This is a genomic window from Priestia megaterium, from assembly GCF_009497655.1.
Lineage (GTDB): Bacteria > Bacillota > Bacilli > Bacillales > Bacillaceae_H > Priestia > Priestia zanthoxyli.
Genome location: NZ_CP023317.1, coordinates 204540 through 223304, shown reverse-complemented (window position 1 = coordinate 223304; position 18765 = coordinate 204540). Strand labels below are relative to the sequence as shown.

Here is an 18765-nt window from a genome sequence, read left to right as displayed (position 1 = left end):
AAGCCCAGTCATTAAACTGAGCTTTTTTATTTAAACTATTCTGCTAAGAACGCGAAATAGAGTATGAAGATGATACAGAGAGCATACATAATGGGATGCACTTCTTTTCCACGCTTGCTGCATAACATTGTAATAGGATAAAAGATAAAGCCAACCGCAATGCCTGTTGCAATGCTGTACGTTAATGGCATCATGATCACCGTGAAAAATGCCGGAACTGCCACTTCGAACTCTTTCCAATTGATTTCTCCTAAGTTTGACACCATCAGAGCTCCTACCGTAATTAAAGCTGGCGCAGTAACAGCTGGTGTTACGACCGCTAACAACGGAGAAAAGAACAGTGCAACTAAGAAAAACGCCGCCGTTACAATTGCAGTAAATCCTGAACGTCCGCCCGCTGCTACTCCAGCCGTAGACTCTACGTAAGCTGTTGTTGATGAGGTACCAAGAACAGCACCAACTACAATCGCACTAGAATCTGCCAATAACGCTCTGCCCGCTCGCGGCAGCTTATTATCTTTCATAAGCCCAGCTTGACTCGCTACAGCAACCATCGTACCTGCTGTATCGAAGAAATCAACGAATAAGAAAGTTAAAATGACGACTAGCATCTTTACAGTAAAGATATCACCGATATTTTGGAAAGCTGCCCCAAACGTCGGGTCAAGACTAGGAACCGATGAAACCACTGCTTTAGGTGTATCAATTAAACCAAAAGCCATACCTGCTACAGCCGTTACAATCATACCGATAAATACAGCTGCATTTACTCGAAGCACCATTAATACAATAGTAATGACAATACCAAAAACCGCAAGTAATGTTGTTGGGTTCGTCAAATCACCCAGTCCAACGAATGTGGCATCATCTTTGACGATGATTCCCGCACCTTTCATACCAATAAAACTAATAAATAAACCAATACCTGCTCCAACAGCCATTTTTAATTCAATAGGAATAGAATTAATAATTTTTTCTCGCAGGCTTGTTAATGTTAAAAGAATAAAAATAACACCTGATATCATAACACCCGTTAAAGCCGTCTGCCATGGAATTCCCATCGTCAGAACAACTGTATAAGCAAAAAATGCGTTTAATCCCATACCTGGAGCTAATGAAATTGGATATCTACCAAGCACTCCCATAACAATTGATCCCAAAGCTGCCGCTAAAGCAGTAGCTGTAAATACAGCCCCTTGGTCCATTCTCATACTGTCAGGTAGATCCTTTACATCACTTAGTGACAGCACAGATGGATTAACAAATAAAATGTAAGCCATAGATAGAAAAGTTGTAAGGCCAGCTATAAACTCTTTTCGGTAGCTAGTACCAAGCTCTTCAAAACGAAAATACTTCTTCACGTTTTTTCCTCCCTTTATAGAAGCCGCATGCACTTAGGCAAGCCATAAAAAATGCCTCTACACTATGGCGCGTAAAGGCATAAAATCGACTAAAAGAGAACTGTATGAGCAAAAAACAAAAGATTTTTATACATACATGTATTACTTTCTCGTAGTCAAGCCATTTACGGTAGCTCGGTAGAAACTTTTGGGCCTTATCCCCAAGATTATACGACATTAAAGCTATATCTCGCTGTTTTATGTTACTATCCTACCATTAACTTTTTAAAAAAGTCAACAAAAAACGAACATTCTTATAAAAGAATGTTCGTTTGTTCGGTTTTCTTACATATTATTCCCATTCAATTGTTGCAGGTGGCTTACTTGTAATATCATACACTACGCGGTTAATATGCTTAACTTCGTTTACAATACGCGTTGAGATAACTTCAAGCACATCCCAAGGAATACGCGCCCAGTCAGAAGTCATACCATCAATCGATGTAACAGCACGAATACCGATTGTGTAATCATACGTACGAGCATCTCCCATTACACCTACACTGCGGATGTCAGGAAGAACCGTAAAGTATTGCCAGATATCGCGCTCTAAGTCTGCTTTTGCAATCTCTTCACGTAAAATAGCATCCGACTCACGTACAATTTCTAACTTCTCTTCCGTAATTGCACCAAGTACACGAATACCTAGACCTGGTCCTGGGAAAGGCTGACGCCAAACGATGTTATCAGGAATACCTAATTCAGAACCTAATGCACGTACTTCATCTTTGAATAGCGTGTTTAACGGTTCGATTAGTTTGAACTGCATATCTTCCGGTAATCCACCTACATTGTGGTGAGATTTAATCGTTTGAGCTGTAGCTGTCCCACTCTCGATAATATCTGTGTATAGCGTACCTTGAGCTAGGAAATCAAACCCTTTTAATTTAGCAGCTTCGTCATCGAATACATAAATAAATTCATTACCGATGATTTTACGCTTTTGTTCAGGATCTGATACACCGCTTAATTTTTCTAAGAAGCGATCTTTTGCATCGATTTTAATTACGTTCATATTAAAGCCTTCGCTAAATGTTTCCATTACGCTTTCAGCTTCACCTTTACGTAATAAACCGTGATCTACGAACATACATGTTAACTGATCACCAATTGCTTTGTGAATTAATACAGCTACTACCGAAGAGTCTACTCCGCCGCTAAGTGCGCAAAGTACTTTTCTATCTCCAACTGTTTCACGGATTTTATCCATTTCAACTTCAATGAAGTTCTCAATTGACCAGTTTGCTTCAGCATGACATACTTCAAACACGAAGTTCTTTAAGATATGGTTACCGTGCACTGAATGGCGAACTTCTGGATGGAACTGCACTCCGTACATATTCTTTTCTTTGTTACTCATTGCGGCAATTGGACAAGATGGGCTAGTTGCGTCCACTTCAAAACCAGCTGGTGTTTCTACAACTAAATCACCGTGACTCATCCAAACAACTTGTTCTTTTGGCAACTCATGGTACATTAATGAATCGTTTTGTACGTTAATCGCTGCTTTACCATATTCACGATGGCTAGCACCTTCTACCTTCCCGCCAAAATGATGAGTCATTAATTGCATTCCATAACAAATACCTAAAACAGGAATACCTAATTCAAAAATGTTTTCATCGCAGTGAAATGCGTTTTCACCGTACACACTGTTTGGGCCTCCAGAGAAAATAATTCCCTTTGGATTTAATGCTTTAATCTCTTCTGCTGTAATTGTGTGCGGATGCAATTCACTATATACTCCGAACTCGCGAATGCGACGCGTAATCAGTTGGTTATATTGACTACCAAAATCTAATACAACAATCATGCCTTCCATCTTGTTCACCTCTCCGAATGTGTAAATAATCACTTGTTATTATGCCCTAAAATATAAAAAAAACTAGACTTCTCCCTCAAAAAACAAAGGCAGAAGTCTAGTTGAGCACGACGTTTATCGTCAAATAGACTGTTCTGCCTTCATAGTCAGATCGTTTAAGGTGACCCGGTAGAGACTCTCGAACCATATTATCGAGGATATATGAAGGTATACGAAACATTTATAGTAAGTTCGAGAATATTCTATCAATCCGCGAAACAATGGTCAAGAACTCGTTTTTTTGATTAAATTTTCCCACAATTCAATCGACTCTTTCCATTCTTTTATGGAATCTGCATTTCGATATAAAACTCGCTCGTATTTTTCCGTTAATTTTAGCATATTTACCGTATTTAATTTTTCGTCTACTTCTCCTGCAAAGTCGCGCAGCGTTTGATTTTCTTGCCGTTTTAGTCCATTTGCAGCGAGTCTTTTAAGTAAAAAAGCATACGCTGATTCAAAGGTTTCCACACTCTCTTTCTTTTTATAAAAAGAGATATAAAAAGGTAAAAACCATTTAAATCGATTGAGATATATTACTATTAACATAACTACAATCAGTCCGTAGAAAAGCACTTTCCATTTCATAGACAACTTAGCATTTTGAAGAGAAGCTGTTTTTTCTTTCTCTCTTTTCTCTTGTGCCGGAAGCTCTTTCTTCTTAGGTTGCTCCTTGACTTGCGTTTCTTGTTTCTCTTCTTCCCTTTGACTATTTTCACTAGAGTTGTTAGGTTGGCTATCTACAAAATCATAAGGATTAGAAAAACTTTTTGTTGGTTCAAAAGGTACCCAGCCCGCTCCTGGAAAATAGACTTCGACCCAAGAATGAGCATTATTTTGTGTAATTTCATAGGTTGTCCACTTACTACTTCCTGAAATGACGGTGGCATCACCTTCTGTATAGCCCTTTACCCACCGAGCAGGGATATCTAATGAACGAAGCAGCACGACCATAGAAGTAGAGAAGTTATCACAGTATCCTCTTTTTGTATCAAATAAAAATTGATCCACATAATCTTTATTCTTCGTAGGAATTGGAACATTTTCAGTATCATATACATATGGATTGGATCGGAAGTATTCTTCAACGGCTTTCGCTTTTTCATAGCGATTGTTTTTATTTTTTGTTATCGTACGAGCTAAATCCTTTACTCGTTTTGGCAAATTAGCAGGAAGCTGTGTATACCTTGCTATAAATTCATTATTATTCTCTAGACTCTCTGACTTTTTCTCCTCTGCTTGCTGAAGAAGCCCGGTATCAAACACAGGATATTTATACGTTAGCTCATACGATTGAACAGTAACAAGTTTATCATTTTGATAAGGATATAATTTTTCATTTGTCGGTGTAACATCGGCTTGAATGCCATTTTTTAAGGTTAGAGACAGCAGTTGAGGAACATGCATAAGATGAACAGAAGGCTGCGAATAGGTAACTTCTGCTTTTCTTACTTCTCCTGCAACACTTGAATCATATTGAGGGAGTAAGTTTTCATTTCCTTTGAAAGGCACTTTTTCTTCCTCTTTAGACAGCTCCCAGCCCTTACCTGTATACACATCCTTCGTTTCAATACGCCAATAGTGCTCATCCTCTACTTTAGCTGTAAACACAACCGTATCATCATTGACAAAGGATCCCCCCAATTTAGAATCGTCCATATCATAGCCAATTCGTTGACCGCTTGCAGATTCTCCCTGTCCTTGATTTGTTGTGTGAGCTGCAATAAAAGGGACCGGATCTGGCCACTGCGGACCTGGTTTAGGGGCGAGATAAGCCAGTACAATGACAATGGCTAAAAAACTGCCTAGAAAAAGAAACGATCGTTTTCTATTTTCTAAACGCTCGGTGCTAGCACCTTTTATACGTTCAGGATTGATGCGAAGCATGGCTACTAATAAAAATCCGATAATCGTCACGCGAATAATAGCAGCTCCGGCATCGTAAGTAGAAAAGGTATCCAATACGGTAATATACAAAATGGTTAAGAAGAAAAAGAAGAAAATTCTTTTTTGATAAAAGATCCAGTATCGAATTAAATAAGCCATAATCCAAAGCAGGATAAAAAATAAAGTGCTCCTCATTTCAAAGGATAAATTCGCTATATTCCACTCCATGATACTTTGTACATCTGACTGAAGAATTTCCAAAAGTCTTGGAAGCCATTCTGAAGAAAAGAAGGCACCTTGAAAATAGAGATTGTGAAGTGAAAACAAAATAAACAACATGCTCCCTAACGTCATCACAATAAACGGCAATCGAAACGTTAAGCTCAAAAAACAGTAAGCGACAAACAGGATAAAGTATTGAATTTGATTCGTATCAGTGACTTCATTTAAAGGGAGAAGCCATTCCACTAATAAAAAGAAAGCTCCCGCGTATAATAAGACGTTTTTTACATACCAAGCTGATTTATTCACTTATTTCCGCCCTCACTTCCTTTAGTGATAGAGGAAGATCAATATGAACGACTTCAATCGTTAAAGCAGAAGATTGTATGCCATTGACAATAACTGTCTCTTCGTCACTAAGCCCCGCTCCTTCATTTTTAACGACAATGAGTGAAGCCTTAGCATGAGGGCTCAGCTTGGATTGAATCTGGCCAATAAGAGTCCCTGTAACCTGACTGACAATTACCATAAAAGAATGCTGCTTTTGAATAGCAATATTCTGAAATTCTGTTTCGAATGCTCGGTTGCTAATAGGCTGTGCACGTGCTAAGTGATGCAACAGGTTATCAGCCTCCCTTTGTTCAGAGGTTTCCTGCGAAAAAAGGGCATCTCCAGCTAAAAGAAAATCGACTTTTTTACGCTTGGTTTCTTCATGAATGAGCATGGATGCCAGAAAGCTCATTCGCTCTTCAAAGTATAGAGGACCCATAACATCTGCAATGATAATCATACTCCGTTCATGATAATGACCGAACTCTTTAGAAATCAACGTAGCTTTACGAGCCGTCGCCTTCCAATCAATAGATCCTAATCGGTCACCCGGCTGATATTCTCTAATGCCTGTCACTAACGTAGTAGATTGATTTCCCGTAGAAACTTCATTTTTTCCTTCTTCTATTCCTGCTAAAAGAAACGGGATATCTATCTCATAGATTTGAGGATACACGACAAACCGCTGGTGCAGCGGATAATATGCCTTCTTTTTTACAATTCCTAATAAATCACTCATTTCAATCGAAATCGTAAAAAATTCATATTCTCCTCTTTCTACAAACGATCTTTCATATGGAATAACAGCGTTTCGTTGAAAAAGCGGATAAATTGTTCTTTCTTCTTGATCTAAAAGGTTACTCTCCTCTTTCACCGCTGCCATATAAACAGGAAAAGCCGAGGAGCGTGTAATGTGAATGTCATAAGAAAGATGATCTCCAGCGAATCGAGGCTGTAGCTTCACATCACGAGCAACATTCCACTTCTTCAACGGATAGAGCAACACGGCTACCGCATATAATCCAAAAGGTAAGAAGCTATAAAATAAAAACCAGCTGACAAAGCCTCCTTGAAACATGGCGTAAGAAAACGTAGCGGTAAAGATGCAGAATAAAACGAACCAGTCTCTACATTTATTCCATATCACTTTTATATACTGTTTCATAAAGTACCTCTTACCTTTTAACAGGTACTTTCGTATCAGCCATAATTTGCTTCATCACATCACTCGCTGTTAAGCCGCTGTACTGGGTATCGGGTCTTAGCGTTAATCGATGTTCACACACATACGAAGCAAGCTCTTGAACATCATCAGGAAGACAGTAATCTCTTCCCTTCACTAAAGCATATGCTTGAACGGCCTTCATAAAGGAAACCGTTCCACGAGGACTGATACCTAACGAAACATGTGGATGAGAGCGCGTTTTACGAATGATTTCGATGATATAGTGCTTGATCACATCATCTACATAAATACTGCTTACAGTTTTTTGAGCCTGTACTAATTCCGGAATGCTCATGACGGGTTTGACATCCTCAAGATTAACTTGAGTCGATACGCCGTTTAAAATTTGAAGCTCCTCTTCTTGCGTAGGATAACCCATGCTTAATTTGAATAAAAAACGATCCAGCTGCGCTTCTGGCAAATGATAGGTCCCATCAAAATCAACAGGATTTTGAGTAGCCATCACAAAAAAAGGCGCCGGAATTTCCCGGGTGATACCATCGGTTGTTACATGATGCTCAGCCATTGCTTCTAAAAGCGCCGATTGTGTTTTAGGAGAAGTCCTGTTAATCTCATCAGCGAGTACAATGTGGCTCATGATAGGACCTGGACGAAAATGAAATTCCATGTTTTTTGGACTGTAGATAGAAACGCCTGTTACGTCGGATGGCAGCAAATCAGGCGTGAATTGAATTCGTTTAAATTCTGCATCAATTGATTTGGCCAGTGCCTTCACGAGCATCGTTTTCCCCACACCCGGCACATCTTCAAGTAAAATATGCCCCTCTGCAAGCAAAGCAACCAAACTCAACGTAGATACGTGACGTTTTCCAATCACAATTTGATCGATGTTTTCTAATACTTGGTTTAATTTACTATTAATATGATCCAGCTGAATCAATAAAGCTCCCCCTTAAAACTCAGTTAAGCCTTGAGTTTAATAAGTTTTCCAATAAACATAGTACTATCTTAACAAATTTTAAAAAAATCTGAAAATATTAACGCACGCAAAAAAGCGACCAAGTGAGTACTTGGTCGCTTTTTTAGGTAGGGCACTGATTACATCATGCCGCCCATTCCACCCATGCCGCCCATATCAGGCATTGCAGGTGCTCCGCCTTCTTCTGGCTTGTCAGCAACAACTGCTTCAGTTGTTAAGAACATAGCCGCTACAGAAGAAGCATTTTGAAGAGCTGAACGCGTTACTTTTGTTGGGTCAACGATACCAGTGTCTAGCATATTTACCCACTCGCCAGTCGCAGCGTTAAATCCAGTTCCAACTGCTTCGCCTTTTAGACGCTCAACGATTACTGATCCTTCTAAACCAGCGTTGTGAGCGATTTGACGTACAGGCTCTTCAATCGCACGTAATACGATGTTGATACCTGTAGCAGTGTCACCGTCAGCTTCGATGCTTGCTACTTTATTATAGATATTTACTAATGCAGTACCACCACCAGCTACGATACCTTCTTCAACCGCAGCACGCGTAGAGTTTAATGCATCTTCAATACGTAATTTACGTTCTTTTAACTCAGTTTCAGTTGCCGCACCAACTTTGATTACAGCTACGCCACCAGCAAGTTTTGCTAAGCGCTCTTGTAATTTTTCACGGTCAAACTCTGAAGTTGTTTCTTCAAGCTGAGCTTTGATTTGGTTTACGCGTGCTAGGATATCTTCTGCGTTTCCTGCACCGTTTACAACTGTTGTATTTTCTTTTGTTACAACAATTTTAGAAGCGCGACCTAATTGATCGATGCCTGCTGTTTTTAAGTCAAGACCAAGCTCTTCAGTGATTACTTCTCCGCCTGTTAGGATCGCAACGTCTTGTAGCATTGCTTTACGACGATCACCGAAACCAGGAGCTTTAACAGCTACAGCTGTAAATGTACCGCGAAGTTTGTTCACAACTAATGTTGCTAAAGCTTCACCTTCTACGTCTTCAGCAATGATTAATAGAGGCTTGCCTTGTTGAACAACTTGCTCTAATACCGGTAAGATTTCTTGAATGTTACCGATTTTTTTGTCTGTGATTAAGATGTATGGATCATCTAATACAGCTTCCATTTTATCTGAATCAGTTACCATGTAAGGAGATGCATATCCACGGTCAAACTGCATACCTTCTACCACTTCTAATTCAGTTGTGAAACCTTTTGATTCTTCAAGTGTGATAACGCCGTCGTTACCAACGCGCTCCATTGCTTCAGCAATTAATTGACCTACTTCTTCGTCAGCTGCTGAGATAGCCGCTACTTGAGCAATTGAATCTTTACCTTGAATTGGTTTAGAGATTGCTTTTAGTTCTTCAACCGCTACAGCTACTGCTTTTTCCATACCTTTACGGATACCCATTGGGTTAGCACCAGCCGTTACGTTTTTAAGACCTTCTCTGATCATTGCTTGCGCTAAAACCGTTGCAGTAGTTGTACCGTCACCAGCAACGTCGTTTGTTTTGCTAGCAACTTCGGCTACTAATTTAGCACCCATATTTTCAAATGCGTCTTCTAATTCGATTTCTTTTGCAATTGTTACACCGTCATTTGTAATAAGCGGTGAACCGAATTTCTTTTCCAATACAACGTTACGACCTTTTGGTCCAAGCGTTACTTTTACAGCATTTGCTAATGTATCTACACCACGTAGCATTGCGCGACGTGCTTCTTCGCTAAATTTAATGTCTTTTGCCATGTTCCTTGACCTCCTCAAGATGTTCTTAATAATCTATTTTTTACGTATGATAAGTTTGTGGTTAAAATTAGCCGATTACAGCTAAAATATCGCTTTCGCGTAAAATTAAGTATTCAGTACCTTCGTATTTCACTTCAGTACCCGCATATTTTGAGAAGATGATACGATCGCCCGCAGCTACTTCTAAAGCTACACGCTCACCGCTTTCTAATACTCGGCCTGTACCAACAGCAACAATTTTACCCTCTTGTGGTTTTTCTTTTGCACTGTCCGGTAACACGATACCGCTTGCTGTTTTTTCCTCAGATTTTACAAGTTCAATCACTACGCGATCACCTAATGGCTTTAACAAGTGAAACAACCTCCTCAAATAATATGTTTGCATTTTTATTAGCACTCAACCTCAACGAGTGCTAACACAATTATTATATTAAAACAAAGTGGGTTTTTTTTGCAAGTATTAAACAAAAAAAATTTAAAATTTACGACAACTACATATAATAGTCTTAGATTTCGACGATTTTGAGAAATAAAGCATTCTTTTCTCTGTTCAATAATATGTATGTTACAATACGAGCAAGAAGAAATTACTAACTTTACAGTACTTCTTCGACATATATACATAAAAACCTTTTAAAGGAGTATAGAAGATTGGAAAAACGTTATTGGTATGTTATCCTCACCTACATCCTTATGCAGTTTTCAGGAGTTGTTGGTATACCGCTGTTAAAATTAACAGGAATGTTTGATGACTATCCAGTTCGAACAGCGAATGTCATGCTTTTGACTTATTGGACTATCATTAGCTTTATCCTTGGTTTACTTATTGTCTTACTGCTGCTGCGCCGTGACATGTCCATGCGTATAGAACATGCTGGAAAAACGATTGCTGTTGTCTGGTCAGTCCTTGGGGTGTTTCTCGCTATGGCTGGTCAAGCTGTAGCAGGTATGATTGAGCACGCTCTTGGCATTACCCAAGTATCTGAAAACACACAAAATATTGTTAATCTTGTTAAAGCAACGCCGTTCCTTATTGTCGTTACGTCTGTTATTGGACCAATACTAGAAGAGATTATTTTCCGAAAGATTATTTTTGGTTCTCTTCACAAACGATACAATTTCTTTATCTCTGCATTTATTAGTTCCCTTATTTTCGCTGCGGTACACTGGGATTTTAAACATTTACTTGTGTATACAGCTATGGGATTTGTATTTGCATTCCTTTATGCAAGGACGAGACTAATTGTTGTACCTATTATTGCTCATGTTTTGATGAATACAATCGTTATTTTATCTCAAACTATTTTTGCAGATAAAATTATAGAAATGCAAAAACAAGCAGAACAAATGCAGTTCATTTTTGGAGGCATGTTTTTATGAAGAATATCCCTTTAACACGAGGGTTTATTTATATTATTATGGGGATTTTATTCACCTACTTGGCAATTCAAAATGCCCAGGAAACCGTCTGGAATTTCCCCACAATCTTATTTGCACTCGTAGCCGCATTCGATTTCAGGTTTGCGGTTCGCATCTTTATCTTGCACTACAAAATTAAAAAATTGCAGCAGCAATATAAAAATCAAGATGATTCATCCAAATAAAAAAACCACTGTTTCAGTGGTTTTTTTTACATACTAACATCTTCTCTTTCTTGCTCTGCCCTTGCCTTTAACACTTTGCGATACGAAATGCGGGAAATAATGATGCTGATTTCATACAAAATTAAGAGCGGCACTGTCACCATCATGTGCGAGAGCAATTCCGGTGGTGTAATAAGTGCGGCAATAACTAGCAGTACGAAATAGGCATATTTTCGAATTTGAGATAAAAACATAGGCGTTATAATTCCTAAACGCGTCAAAAACATCACGACGACAGGAAGCTGAAACAACAGGCCAAAAGGCAGTGTGAGCTGCATTAAAAAAGAAAAGTACTCATTAATGCCAATCACTTGGTTTACATTCAGCTCATCAGAAACGCGCGTCATAAAATCGACGACAAATGGAAACAACACAAAATAAGAAAAAGAGACACCGCCGATAAAGAGAAAAATGGAAACAGGAATATATCCAAGCGTTACCTTACGCTCTTTTTCATATAAACCAGGACTAATAAATGCCCAAAGTTGATACAGTGCAACAGGAGCTGCAAGTACACAGCCGATAATAACAGCAAATTGCATATAAATCTTAACTGGATCTGTTAACCGAAATGCATTCATCGTTAAATTCTTTGCCTCATCAGCATGCTGTAAATAGACAATAACCTTATCCGCTATAAAAAAGCCGCCAATTGTGGCAATCACAAAGAAAAATAAAACAATTAAAATGCGTTTTCGCAGCTCTCCTATATGATCATATATTGACATTTCTTGTTCGGTCATACTATGATCACCCTTTTACTCTTTGTCATCTACTTGACGCTGTTTATCTTTTTCACGATCTTCTGATGCACCGCTAGCGGCATGCTTAAACTCTCTAAGCGTTTGGCCCACTGATCTTCCTAGCTCCGGTAACCGTTTCGGTCCAAAAATAAGCAGTGCTACAATCGCAATAATAATCCAACTGCCTGCTCCAATCCCCATATTCCCACTCTCCTTATTAATTTAGACTTAAGGAAATCGTAACACAGTCCGCCTTATTCAACAGGATAATTTTTCAAAAAGTAGACGAGCGACTGTAATTCTACAGCAAGATCAATATGATGGAGTCGAATCTCATCCGGTACGTTTAAGCGTGCAGGAGTAAAGTTTAAAATTCCTTTAATTCCGCAACTCACTAAACGATCAGTAATTTGCTGAGCAACAGTAGCAGGAACGGTTAAAATCGCTACTGAGATGTCATCACTCATATAATCTTCCAATTGGTCAAGATGATAGACCGGCACGTCGCCCACTTTTGTACCCACTTTTTCTTCTATCACATCAAAAGCGCACTCAATTTTGGTGTTATTATTTTTAATAAAATTATAATTTAGAAAGGCCGTTCCTAGATTCCCTACGCCAATCAGTGCTACTTTCGTTACTTCATCTTGGTCTAACGTTTTACGGAAAAATGTAAGTAAATAATTCACATTGTAGCCGTATCCCTTTTTTCCTAATGCACCAAAGTAAGAAAAGTCCCGACGAATAGTAGCAGAATCCACTTTCACTGCCTCACTTAACTCCGCTGACGACACACGCTGTTTACCAGAAGCATGCAAATTTTTCAAAAAACGATAATAAAGCGGCAATCGTTTAGCCGTTGCTTGTGGTATTTTTAATTGTTCAGTGTTCACGTTGTACCCCCTCAGTTCATGTATGTCATTACTAACATTTTCAAGTCATATTGCATTACCTTTCACAAAGCATCAACCGCTTTGAGGTAGCGCTTCCAATTCTCTCTCTTTTCTCTTGTTTTATATATACTCCGCTTCACACCTCGACGGCTTTTGTCTATTCAGCACTCCTTAAAGTCGGTATGTAGAACGAAGCAATTAGCCCTTCAAAGGATCCGTTTGTTAGTCATGACGGATTTTTCACATCCATCATAGATAAGTTCAGAGATGCACTTATCTCTTATTTTAACATAGTATCCTGTATAAAATGTGCAGGTAAAATCATTTTATTTCATGAATCAAAACATTCGCTTCATCATTTGTCCTTGTCCCTCTACAAATTACAAACGCTTGTAGGAAGAACTTGTAGTTAAAAATATGTTAAAATACACTATGGATATACTACTAGAGGTGAAAAAATGATTATTCTACAATTGAACGGTATTACAAAATACTATGGGGCAGAACCCATTTTATCGAATATAAAGTTAGAAGTACAATCAAAAGACCGCATTGCCCTAGTGGGACGAAACGGTGCTGGTAAATCAACTTTATTAAAAATTATTGCTGAGCAGCTTTCCTATGACAGCGGAGAAATTATTAAACCTAAGGGTGTTTCCATTGATTATATGGGACAAGATACAGTTCTTGAGTCAACACTCTCCATATGGGAAGAAATGATGACTGTCTTTGCTCCGTTAAAGAAGATGGAAAAAGAATTACGTACGCTTGAAACGAAGATGGGCGATCCAGATATTTTTAATGATTCAGTTCAATACGAAAAACTAACCAAAGAGTACGATCAGCTTCAAGTAACGTTCAAAGATTTAGGCGGCTATCAATATGAAGCGGATACACGATCTATTCTTCACGGTTTCCGTTTTTCAAACTTTGACTATAGCACCCCTATTTCCTCCTTGAGCGGTGGGCAAAAAACGCGCTTGGCTCTTGCAAAACTGCTTTTAACAAAGCCAGACTTGCTTATTCTCGATGAGCCTACCAACCACTTAGATATTGAAACTTTAGCATGGCTGGAACAGTTTCTGCAAGGGTATGAAGGAGCTATTTTAATTGTTTCACACGATCGTTACTTCCTTGATAAAGTCGTAAATCAAGTGTATGAAGTCGTACAAAAAACAACGGTGAAGTACACGGGCAACTACTCTAAATACCTCGTACAAAAAGCCGAGCGCTATGAAAAAGAGTTGCGTCAGTACGAAAAGCAGCAAGATGAAGTCGCAAAACTGAATGATTTTATTCAGCGAAATATCGCCCGCGCGTCGACTACAAAACGTGCGCAAAGCAGACGTAAACAGCTCGATCGAATGGAGTTAATAAACCGACCTAATGAAGGTGAAAAATCAGCTAGTTTTTCGTTTGAAATTGAGCGTCAAAGCGGAAATGAAGTCTTAAATCTCGAAAACGTGTCTATCGGGTATGATGAAAACAAATATGTCGTGCAAGAGGCAAACCTTCGGATTAAAAAAGGTGAAAGCCTTGCGTTGGTTGGTCCTAATGGAGTTGGGAAATCAACTTTATTAAAAGGTATTGTGGATAAACTAAGCTTCAAGACTGGAACCATTTCTTTTGGCTCAAACGTAATGGTTGGTTATTACGACCAAGAGCAAGCCAATTTAACGTCTAATAAAACCGTTTTAAATGAACTTTGGGATGACTACCCAGCCAAACCTGAAAAAGAAATCCGTACAGCGCTTGGAAATTTTCTGTTTTCAGGTGATGATGTACTGAAAATCGTTTCCACGCTCAGCGGTGGTGAAAAAGCACGTTTGGCTCTTGCGAAGCTTATGCTTCAAAAAGCTAACTTCTTAATTTTGGATGAACCTACTAACCATCTTGATTTAGATAGCAAACAAGTACTGGAGAATGCGTTAATTGATTACCCAGGGACTCTATTATTTGTTTCACATGACCGTTATTTTATTAATCGTATTGCCAATAAAATAGCAGAGCTATCTCCTGAAGGAGTAGAAGAATTTCTTGGAGATTATGACTATTATGTAGAAAAGAAAGCAGAAATAGAGGAAATCAAAGAATTAGAAAATATAAAAGCAAACGAAGAACGTACGGTAAAAGTAGATAAACAGTCCTATAAACAAGATAAAGAACAAAAGAAATTGATGAGACAGCGAACGCGCCGCATTGAAGAAATTGAAACTGAAGTAAACAAATTAGAAGCCGCCCAAGCGGCGAATGAAGAACTTCTTTGTGACCCTGAAATTTATCAAAATCACGAAGAAGTATCAAGATTAAACGGTGAAAATGAAAAAATTTCTTCACAGTTATCCACATTAATGGAAGAGTGGGAAGAATTACAGCTGCTTCTAGAAGAGTAGCCTATATTTTTGCGTATCTATTCATCCTATTTACTTGTTCATGCGCTTAAGAGCAAGCTTTATCCACTCTGTGAATAAATAGTGGATATCTGTCTGATTTTCATAATTAAAACTTGTTGATAACAGGTCCGTGTACTGAGTGCACGGACTTTTCCACATAATTATCCACAGTCAATTCTAAATTTATTGAATATTGTTGATAAATCATTTTTATCCACAAAAAAAGACGAATGAGAAATAAATCTCATTCGTCACTTACTCTTCCAAGTCCAAACCGGGGTTTGCATTTAATGACATATCTGAACGTTTTCCTTGAGCAAATCGTACGCTTGCTGCTGCTCCAATCATTGCGGCATTATCCGTACATAGAGATAGCGGCGGGATAATAAGCTCAATATTTGATAGGGGTTCAAATGCCTCTTCTAGCGCTGCTCTAAGCCCTTTATTAGCAGCAACTCCTCCTGCTAATAAAACTTGCTTAACGTTATATTCCTTTGCAGCTTTAATCGTTTTAGTTACTAACACATCAATGACACTCGCTTGAAAGCTAGCAGCAAGTGTTTGTGGAAGAATCTCTTCACCTTTTTGCTTCGCATTGTGGACAGTGTTAATAACTGCTGATTTTAATCCACTGAAACTAAAATCATAGGATCCTTCTTCTAGCCAAGCACGCGGCAAATCAATTAATGGCTCTCCTTCATGTGCAAGGCGGTCAATATGAGGTCCGCCTGGATATGGAAGGTTTAACGTGCGGGCTACTTTATCGTAGGCTTCTCCTGCTGCATCATCTCTTGTTTCACCGATCACTTTAAAATGACCGTGACTTTCCATGTATACAAGCTCCGTATGCCCGCCAGATACAACTAGCGATAAGAGCGGGAATTCTAGTTTTTTGATTAGCTGATTTGCATAAATATGTCCTGCAATATGATGAACACCAATTAATGGCTTTTGATGTGCAAATGCTAGCGCTTTGGCTGCATTTACGCCAATAAGAAGTGCTCCCACAAGCCCTGGTCCTTCCGTTACAGCTATTGCATCTATATCTGCAAACGTCAAGTTCGCTTGATTTAAAGTTTCTTCAACTACTACTGTAATTTGTTCTACATGATGACGAGATGCAATTTCCGGTACGACACCGCCAAATCGTTTATGGCTTTCTATTTGAGAGGCCACCACATTGGCTACAATTTCATGACCGTTTCGAATCACAGCTGCTGCTGTCTCATCACAGCTTGTTTCTAATGCTAAAATTAATTGATTTTCATTCATAAATTCACCCACATAACTAATGCATCCTCATTGTTATCAGAATAATAATTCTTACGAATACCTCCAGGTTTAAAACCTAGCTTTTGATACAATGATTGTGCAATATGATTAGATACCCTAACTTCTAATGTCATTGACGTAGCACCTAGTTTTCGAAGAACGTCCATCACGTTGCGGAGCAGCAATTCACCGAGTCCCTTGCCTCGGTAGTCTGGCAATAGCGCAATGTTGGTTACATGTGCTTCGTCAATAACAATCCACGTTCCACAATAACCAATAATATTTTCTCCTTCTTCCATCACAATGTAAGTTGAAAATTGATTATTGGTTAACTCATTTTGAAATGCTTCTGCACTCCAAGGTGTCGTAAAAGACTTCTCTTCGATTTTCACTACTTGATCAATATCTTTAACTTCCATTAAACGAAACTTAATTGTTAGTTTCATGTTATACCTTCTTTTATCCTTTTTGCTGTGAAGCAAGCCAGTTGGCTTCTGCTTCAGCTAAACGAATGTAGTTCGGAACAAAAGTATGCACAGACTGCGGCTCTTTCTTCATTCCTAAGAAAGCCAATTCACTTGGTCTTGGGTTAAACTGCTGAACATGGGCAAATACAGCTTGTTCACTCAACACTTCTTTTAACGCCTCTTCATGCATGGAAAGATCATTGCCTATGAATAAAATAGGTTTGTTGTATGACTTTAAATGTTCCGCCCAGTCCTTATTAATAACAAGTCGATCACTTTCAACTTCTACAAGACCTCGTTCGTTATTCCATTCATATAGTCCTGTATAAAGCTGCTGACGGCGCGCATCAAATAACGGAGCAATATATCCATCAAAATAACGACCGTTTGCTGCTAGTGCCTCAAGGCTAGATACACCTATTAAAGGAATATTTAAAGTCCAAGCAAGTGTCTTGGCAATGGTAACACCAATGCGTACACCGGTATAGGACCCGGGACCGTGTGCCACTACAATACGGTCTAGCTCGCTTGGCGCAATATCACAATCTTTTAACAAAGATTCCACAGCGTTCATCACACGAACAGAGTGATTCTTTTTTAGATTCGTAATAATTTCTCCAATTACTTTGTTTTCTTCAACGACAGCAACACCCATGACAAAATTGGATGTATCAATGGCTAACATTTTCATCTTTTAAAAAGCTCCTTACATATTTCAACGTACCGACTGCCTATCGCTTTTACAAGGATTTTACGAGTCGTTTCGTTTTCATGGTAAATATTGATTTGAATATATTCATTAGGAAGCTGCTCTTCAATCAGGTGAGCCCACTCCACGACCGTCACGCCATCTCCTTCAAAATACTCATCGAACCCTAGGTCTTCAAATTCATCCCCTAGACGGTACACATCCATATGGTAAAGAGGAAGGCGACCGCTTTTGTATTCTTTAATGATAGTAAATGTCGGGCTATTCACATTGCGTTCAATTCCTAAGCCTTTAGCTAAACTTTTTGTGAATGTTGTCTTTCCAGCTCCCAAATCACCTTCAAGCAGCAGCACGTCACCAGCTTCTAATAAAGTTGCTAGACGAGCAGCCAGCTGATTAGTTTCATCAGGAGACGTAGACATAAACGTAAATTCATTAATCTCTGTCATTCATTCAGAACCTCATTTCAATCTGTATATATATATTGTAAACGTTGTGGACTATACATATCCAGTAAGAAATCCAACAATCTTTAACATCGCAATTCTACAAAGAAATTTCTTTGTATATAAAAAATTCCTTAGGATTGCTCCTAAGGACGGTAAAGTTTTATATAAAAATGGTTCAAACAATAAAAAAGACGAAACACATTGTTTCGTTTCTAAAACATGGCGGTCCCGACGGGAATCGAACCCGCGATCTCCTGCGTGACAGGCAGGCATGTTAACCGCTACACCACGGGACCATGTTGGTTGCGGGGACAGGATTTGAACCTGCGACCTTCGGGTTATGAGCCCGACGAGCTACCGAACTGCTCCACCCCGCGATGATAAAAAAGCAAAATAAAAATGCCTAGCGATGTCCTACTCTCACAGGGACAAAGTCCCAACTACCATCGGCGCTAAAGAGCTTAACTTCCGTGTTCGGTATGGGAACGGGTGTGACCTCTTTGCCATTATCACTAGACATTTATATGAGATTATTCTCTCAAAACTAGGTAACAGTTTGCTGAGTAAAGCTTACGCTTTT

Annotated in this window: 17 protein-coding genes, 2 tRNA genes, 1 rRNA gene and 2 riboswitches; of the genes, 3 read left to right on the top strand and 17 right to left on the bottom strand. The window is 38.9% G+C overall.

Going from position 1 to position 18765, the window contains the following annotated elements:
- Nucleotides 1-35 precede the first annotated feature (35 nt).
- The 7 genes from CEQ83_RS01265 to groES form a co-directional block, all read right to left on the bottom strand.
- A complete protein-coding gene (locus CEQ83_RS01265; protein WP_013055032.1) occupies nt 36-1361 on the bottom strand; it encodes an NCS2 family permease in 1326 nt (441 codons plus the stop codon).
- 132 nt (nt 1362-1493) lie between these two features.
- Nucleotides 1494-1595, bottom strand: a riboswitch (purine riboswitch).
- 97 nt (nt 1596-1692) lie between these two features.
- Nucleotides 1693-3222 carry a glutamine-hydrolyzing GMP synthase gene (gene guaA, locus CEQ83_RS01260; RefSeq protein WP_028412703.1) on the bottom strand — a complete coding sequence of 510 codons (1530 nt, stop codon included), beginning with the start codon at nt 3220-3222 and terminating at the stop codon, nt 1693-1695.
- 123 nt (nt 3223-3345) lie between these two features.
- Nucleotides 3346-3447, bottom strand: a riboswitch (purine riboswitch).
- A gap of 39 nt (nt 3448-3486) precedes the next feature.
- Nucleotides 3487-5679: a transglutaminase TgpA family protein gene (locus tag CEQ83_RS01255; RefSeq protein ID WP_098112441.1), complete on the bottom strand. Its 2193-nt coding sequence runs from the start codon at nt 5677-5679 to the stop codon at nt 3487-3489.
- Nucleotides 5672-6865 (bottom strand): DUF58 domain-containing protein, encoded by a 1194-nt coding sequence (locus tag CEQ83_RS01250; protein WP_228123025.1) that lies wholly within the window; start codon nt 6863-6865, stop codon nt 5672-5674. The genes CEQ83_RS01255 and CEQ83_RS01250 overlap by 8 nt, the downstream gene beginning before the upstream one ends.
- A 10-nt stretch (nt 6866-6875) precedes the next feature.
- Entirely contained in the window at nt 6876-7826 is a 951-nt protein-coding gene (locus CEQ83_RS01245; protein ID WP_155016971.1) for an AAA family ATPase, read from the bottom strand.
- Between the two features lie 158 nt (nt 7827-7984).
- A complete protein-coding gene (gene groL, locus CEQ83_RS01240; RefSeq protein WP_028412700.1) occupies nt 7985-9616 on the bottom strand; it encodes a chaperonin GroEL in 1632 nt (543 codons plus the stop codon).
- A 67-nt stretch (nt 9617-9683) separates the two neighbouring features.
- On the bottom strand, nt 9684-9968 hold the full coding sequence (gene groES / locus CEQ83_RS01235; RefSeq protein WP_013055026.1) for a co-chaperone GroES: 285 nt from the start codon (nt 9966-9968) through the stop codon (nt 9684-9686).
- 299 nt (nt 9969-10267) lie between these two features.
- On the opposite strand from groES, the gene CEQ83_RS01230 reads away from it, so the two are divergent.
- On the top strand, nt 10268-10996 hold the full coding sequence (locus tag CEQ83_RS01230; RefSeq protein ID WP_028412699.1) for a CPBP family intramembrane glutamic endopeptidase: 729 nt from the start codon (nt 10268-10270) through the stop codon (nt 10994-10996).
- Nucleotides 10993-11220 (top strand): YdiK family protein, encoded by a 228-nt coding sequence (locus CEQ83_RS01225; RefSeq protein WP_013055024.1) that lies wholly within the window; start codon nt 10993-10995, stop codon nt 11218-11220. The genes CEQ83_RS01230 and CEQ83_RS01225 overlap by 4 nt, the downstream gene beginning before the upstream one ends.
- Before the next feature lie 26 nt (nt 11221-11246).
- On the opposite strand, the gene tatC is transcribed toward CEQ83_RS01225, so the two are convergent.
- The 3 genes from tatC to CEQ83_RS01210 are packed head-to-tail and all read right to left on the bottom strand — an operon-like array spanning nt 11247 to nt 12895.
- On the bottom strand, nt 11247-12002 hold the full coding sequence (tatC, locus tag CEQ83_RS01220) for a twin-arginine translocase subunit TatC (RefSeq protein WP_013055023.1): 756 nt from the start codon (nt 12000-12002) through the stop codon (nt 11247-11249).
- A 15-nt stretch (nt 12003-12017) separates the two neighbouring features.
- On the bottom strand, nt 12018-12203 hold the full coding sequence (tatA, locus tag CEQ83_RS01215; protein WP_013055022.1) for a twin-arginine translocase TatA/TatE family subunit: 186 nt from the start codon (nt 12201-12203) through the stop codon (nt 12018-12020).
- A 53-nt stretch (nt 12204-12256) separates the two neighbouring features.
- Complete coding sequence (locus tag CEQ83_RS01210; RefSeq protein WP_155008815.1) at nt 12257-12895, bottom strand: redox-sensing transcriptional repressor Rex; 639 nt, start codon at nt 12893-12895, stop codon at nt 12257-12259.
- Between the two features lie 458 nt (nt 12896-13353).
- Between CEQ83_RS01210 and CEQ83_RS01205 the strand changes: the two genes are divergently transcribed.
- Nucleotides 13354-15288: an ABC-F family ATP-binding cassette domain-containing protein gene (locus CEQ83_RS01205; RefSeq protein ID WP_155016970.1), complete on the top strand. Its 1935-nt coding sequence runs from the start codon at nt 13354-13356 to the stop codon at nt 15286-15288.
- Between the two features lie 255 nt (nt 15289-15543).
- On the opposite strand, the gene tsaD is transcribed toward CEQ83_RS01205, so the two are convergent.
- From tsaD to rrf, 7 genes are all read right to left on the bottom strand, one after another.
- Complete coding sequence (gene tsaD / locus CEQ83_RS01200) at nt 15544-16560, bottom strand: tRNA (adenosine(37)-N6)-threonylcarbamoyltransferase complex transferase subunit TsaD (RefSeq protein WP_080754517.1); 1017 nt, start codon at nt 16558-16560, stop codon at nt 15544-15546.
- The gene (gene rimI, locus CEQ83_RS01195; RefSeq protein ID WP_028412696.1) at nt 16557-17006 is read right to left on the bottom strand and encodes a ribosomal protein S18-alanine N-acetyltransferase; all 450 of its coding nucleotides are present in this window, start codon (nt 17004-17006) and stop codon (nt 16557-16559) included. Before rimI ends, tsaD begins: the two co-directional genes overlap by 4 nt.
- 13 nt (nt 17007-17019) lie before the next feature.
- Nucleotides 17020-17718 (bottom strand): tRNA (adenosine(37)-N6)-threonylcarbamoyltransferase complex dimerization subunit type 1 TsaB, encoded by a 699-nt coding sequence (gene tsaB, locus CEQ83_RS01190; RefSeq protein ID WP_028412695.1) that lies wholly within the window; start codon nt 17716-17718, stop codon nt 17020-17022.
- A complete protein-coding gene (tsaE, locus tag CEQ83_RS01185) occupies nt 17715-18185 on the bottom strand; it encodes a tRNA (adenosine(37)-N6)-threonylcarbamoyltransferase complex ATPase subunit type 1 TsaE (protein WP_013081426.1) in 471 nt (156 codons plus the stop codon). The genes tsaB and tsaE overlap by 4 nt, the downstream gene beginning before the upstream one ends.
- Nucleotides 18186-18405: 220 nt before the next feature.
- Nucleotides 18406-18481 (bottom strand) — tRNA-Asp (locus CEQ83_RS01180).
- A gap of 4 nt (nt 18482-18485) precedes the next feature.
- Nucleotides 18486-18562 (bottom strand) — tRNA-Met (locus CEQ83_RS01175).
- A 24-nt stretch (nt 18563-18586) separates the two neighbouring features.
- Nucleotides 18587-18702: ribosomal RNA gene (gene rrf, locus CEQ83_RS01170) — 5S ribosomal RNA — on the bottom strand.
- Between the last annotated feature and the right edge of the window lie 63 nt (nt 18703-18765).

Bases quoted from the DNA above. Each gene is read 5' to 3' on its own strand.
- guaA (WP_028412703.1), bottom strand. From the start codon at position 3,222: ATGGAAGGCATGATTGTTGTATTAGATTTTGGTAGTCAATATAACCAA.
- CEQ83_RS01250 (WP_228123025.1), bottom strand. From the start codon at position 6,865: ATGAAACAGTATATAAAAGTGATATGGAATAAATGTAGAGACTGGTTC.
- groL (WP_028412700.1), bottom strand. From the start codon at position 9,616: ATGGCAAAAGACATTAAATTTAGCGAAGAAGCACGTCGCGCAATGCTA.
- CEQ83_RS01225 (WP_013055024.1), top strand. From the start codon at position 10,993: ATGAAGAATATCCCTTTAACACGAGGGTTTATTTATATTATTATGGGG.
- tatC (WP_013055023.1), bottom strand. From the start codon at position 12,002: ATGACCGAACAAGAAATGTCAATATATGATCATATAGGAGAGCTGCGA.
- tatA (WP_013055022.1), bottom strand. From the start codon at position 12,203: ATGGGGATTGGAGCAGGCAGTTGGATTATTATTGCGATTGTAGCACTG.
- CEQ83_RS01205 (WP_155016970.1), top strand. From the start codon at position 13,354: ATGATTATTCTACAATTGAACGGTATTACAAAATACTATGGGGCAGAA.
- tsaD (WP_080754517.1), bottom strand. From the start codon at position 16,560: ATGAATGAAAATCAATTAATTTTAGCATTAGAAACAAGCTGTGATGAG.
- rimI (WP_028412696.1), bottom strand. From the start codon at position 17,006: ATGAAACTAACAATTAAGTTTCGTTTAATGGAAGTTAAAGATATTGAT.
- tsaB (WP_028412695.1), bottom strand. From the start codon at position 17,718: ATGAAAATGTTAGCCATTGATACATCCAATTTTGTCATGGGTGTTGCT.
- tsaE (WP_013081426.1), bottom strand. From the start codon at position 18,185: ATGACAGAGATTAATGAATTTACGTTTATGTCTACGTCTCCTGATGAA.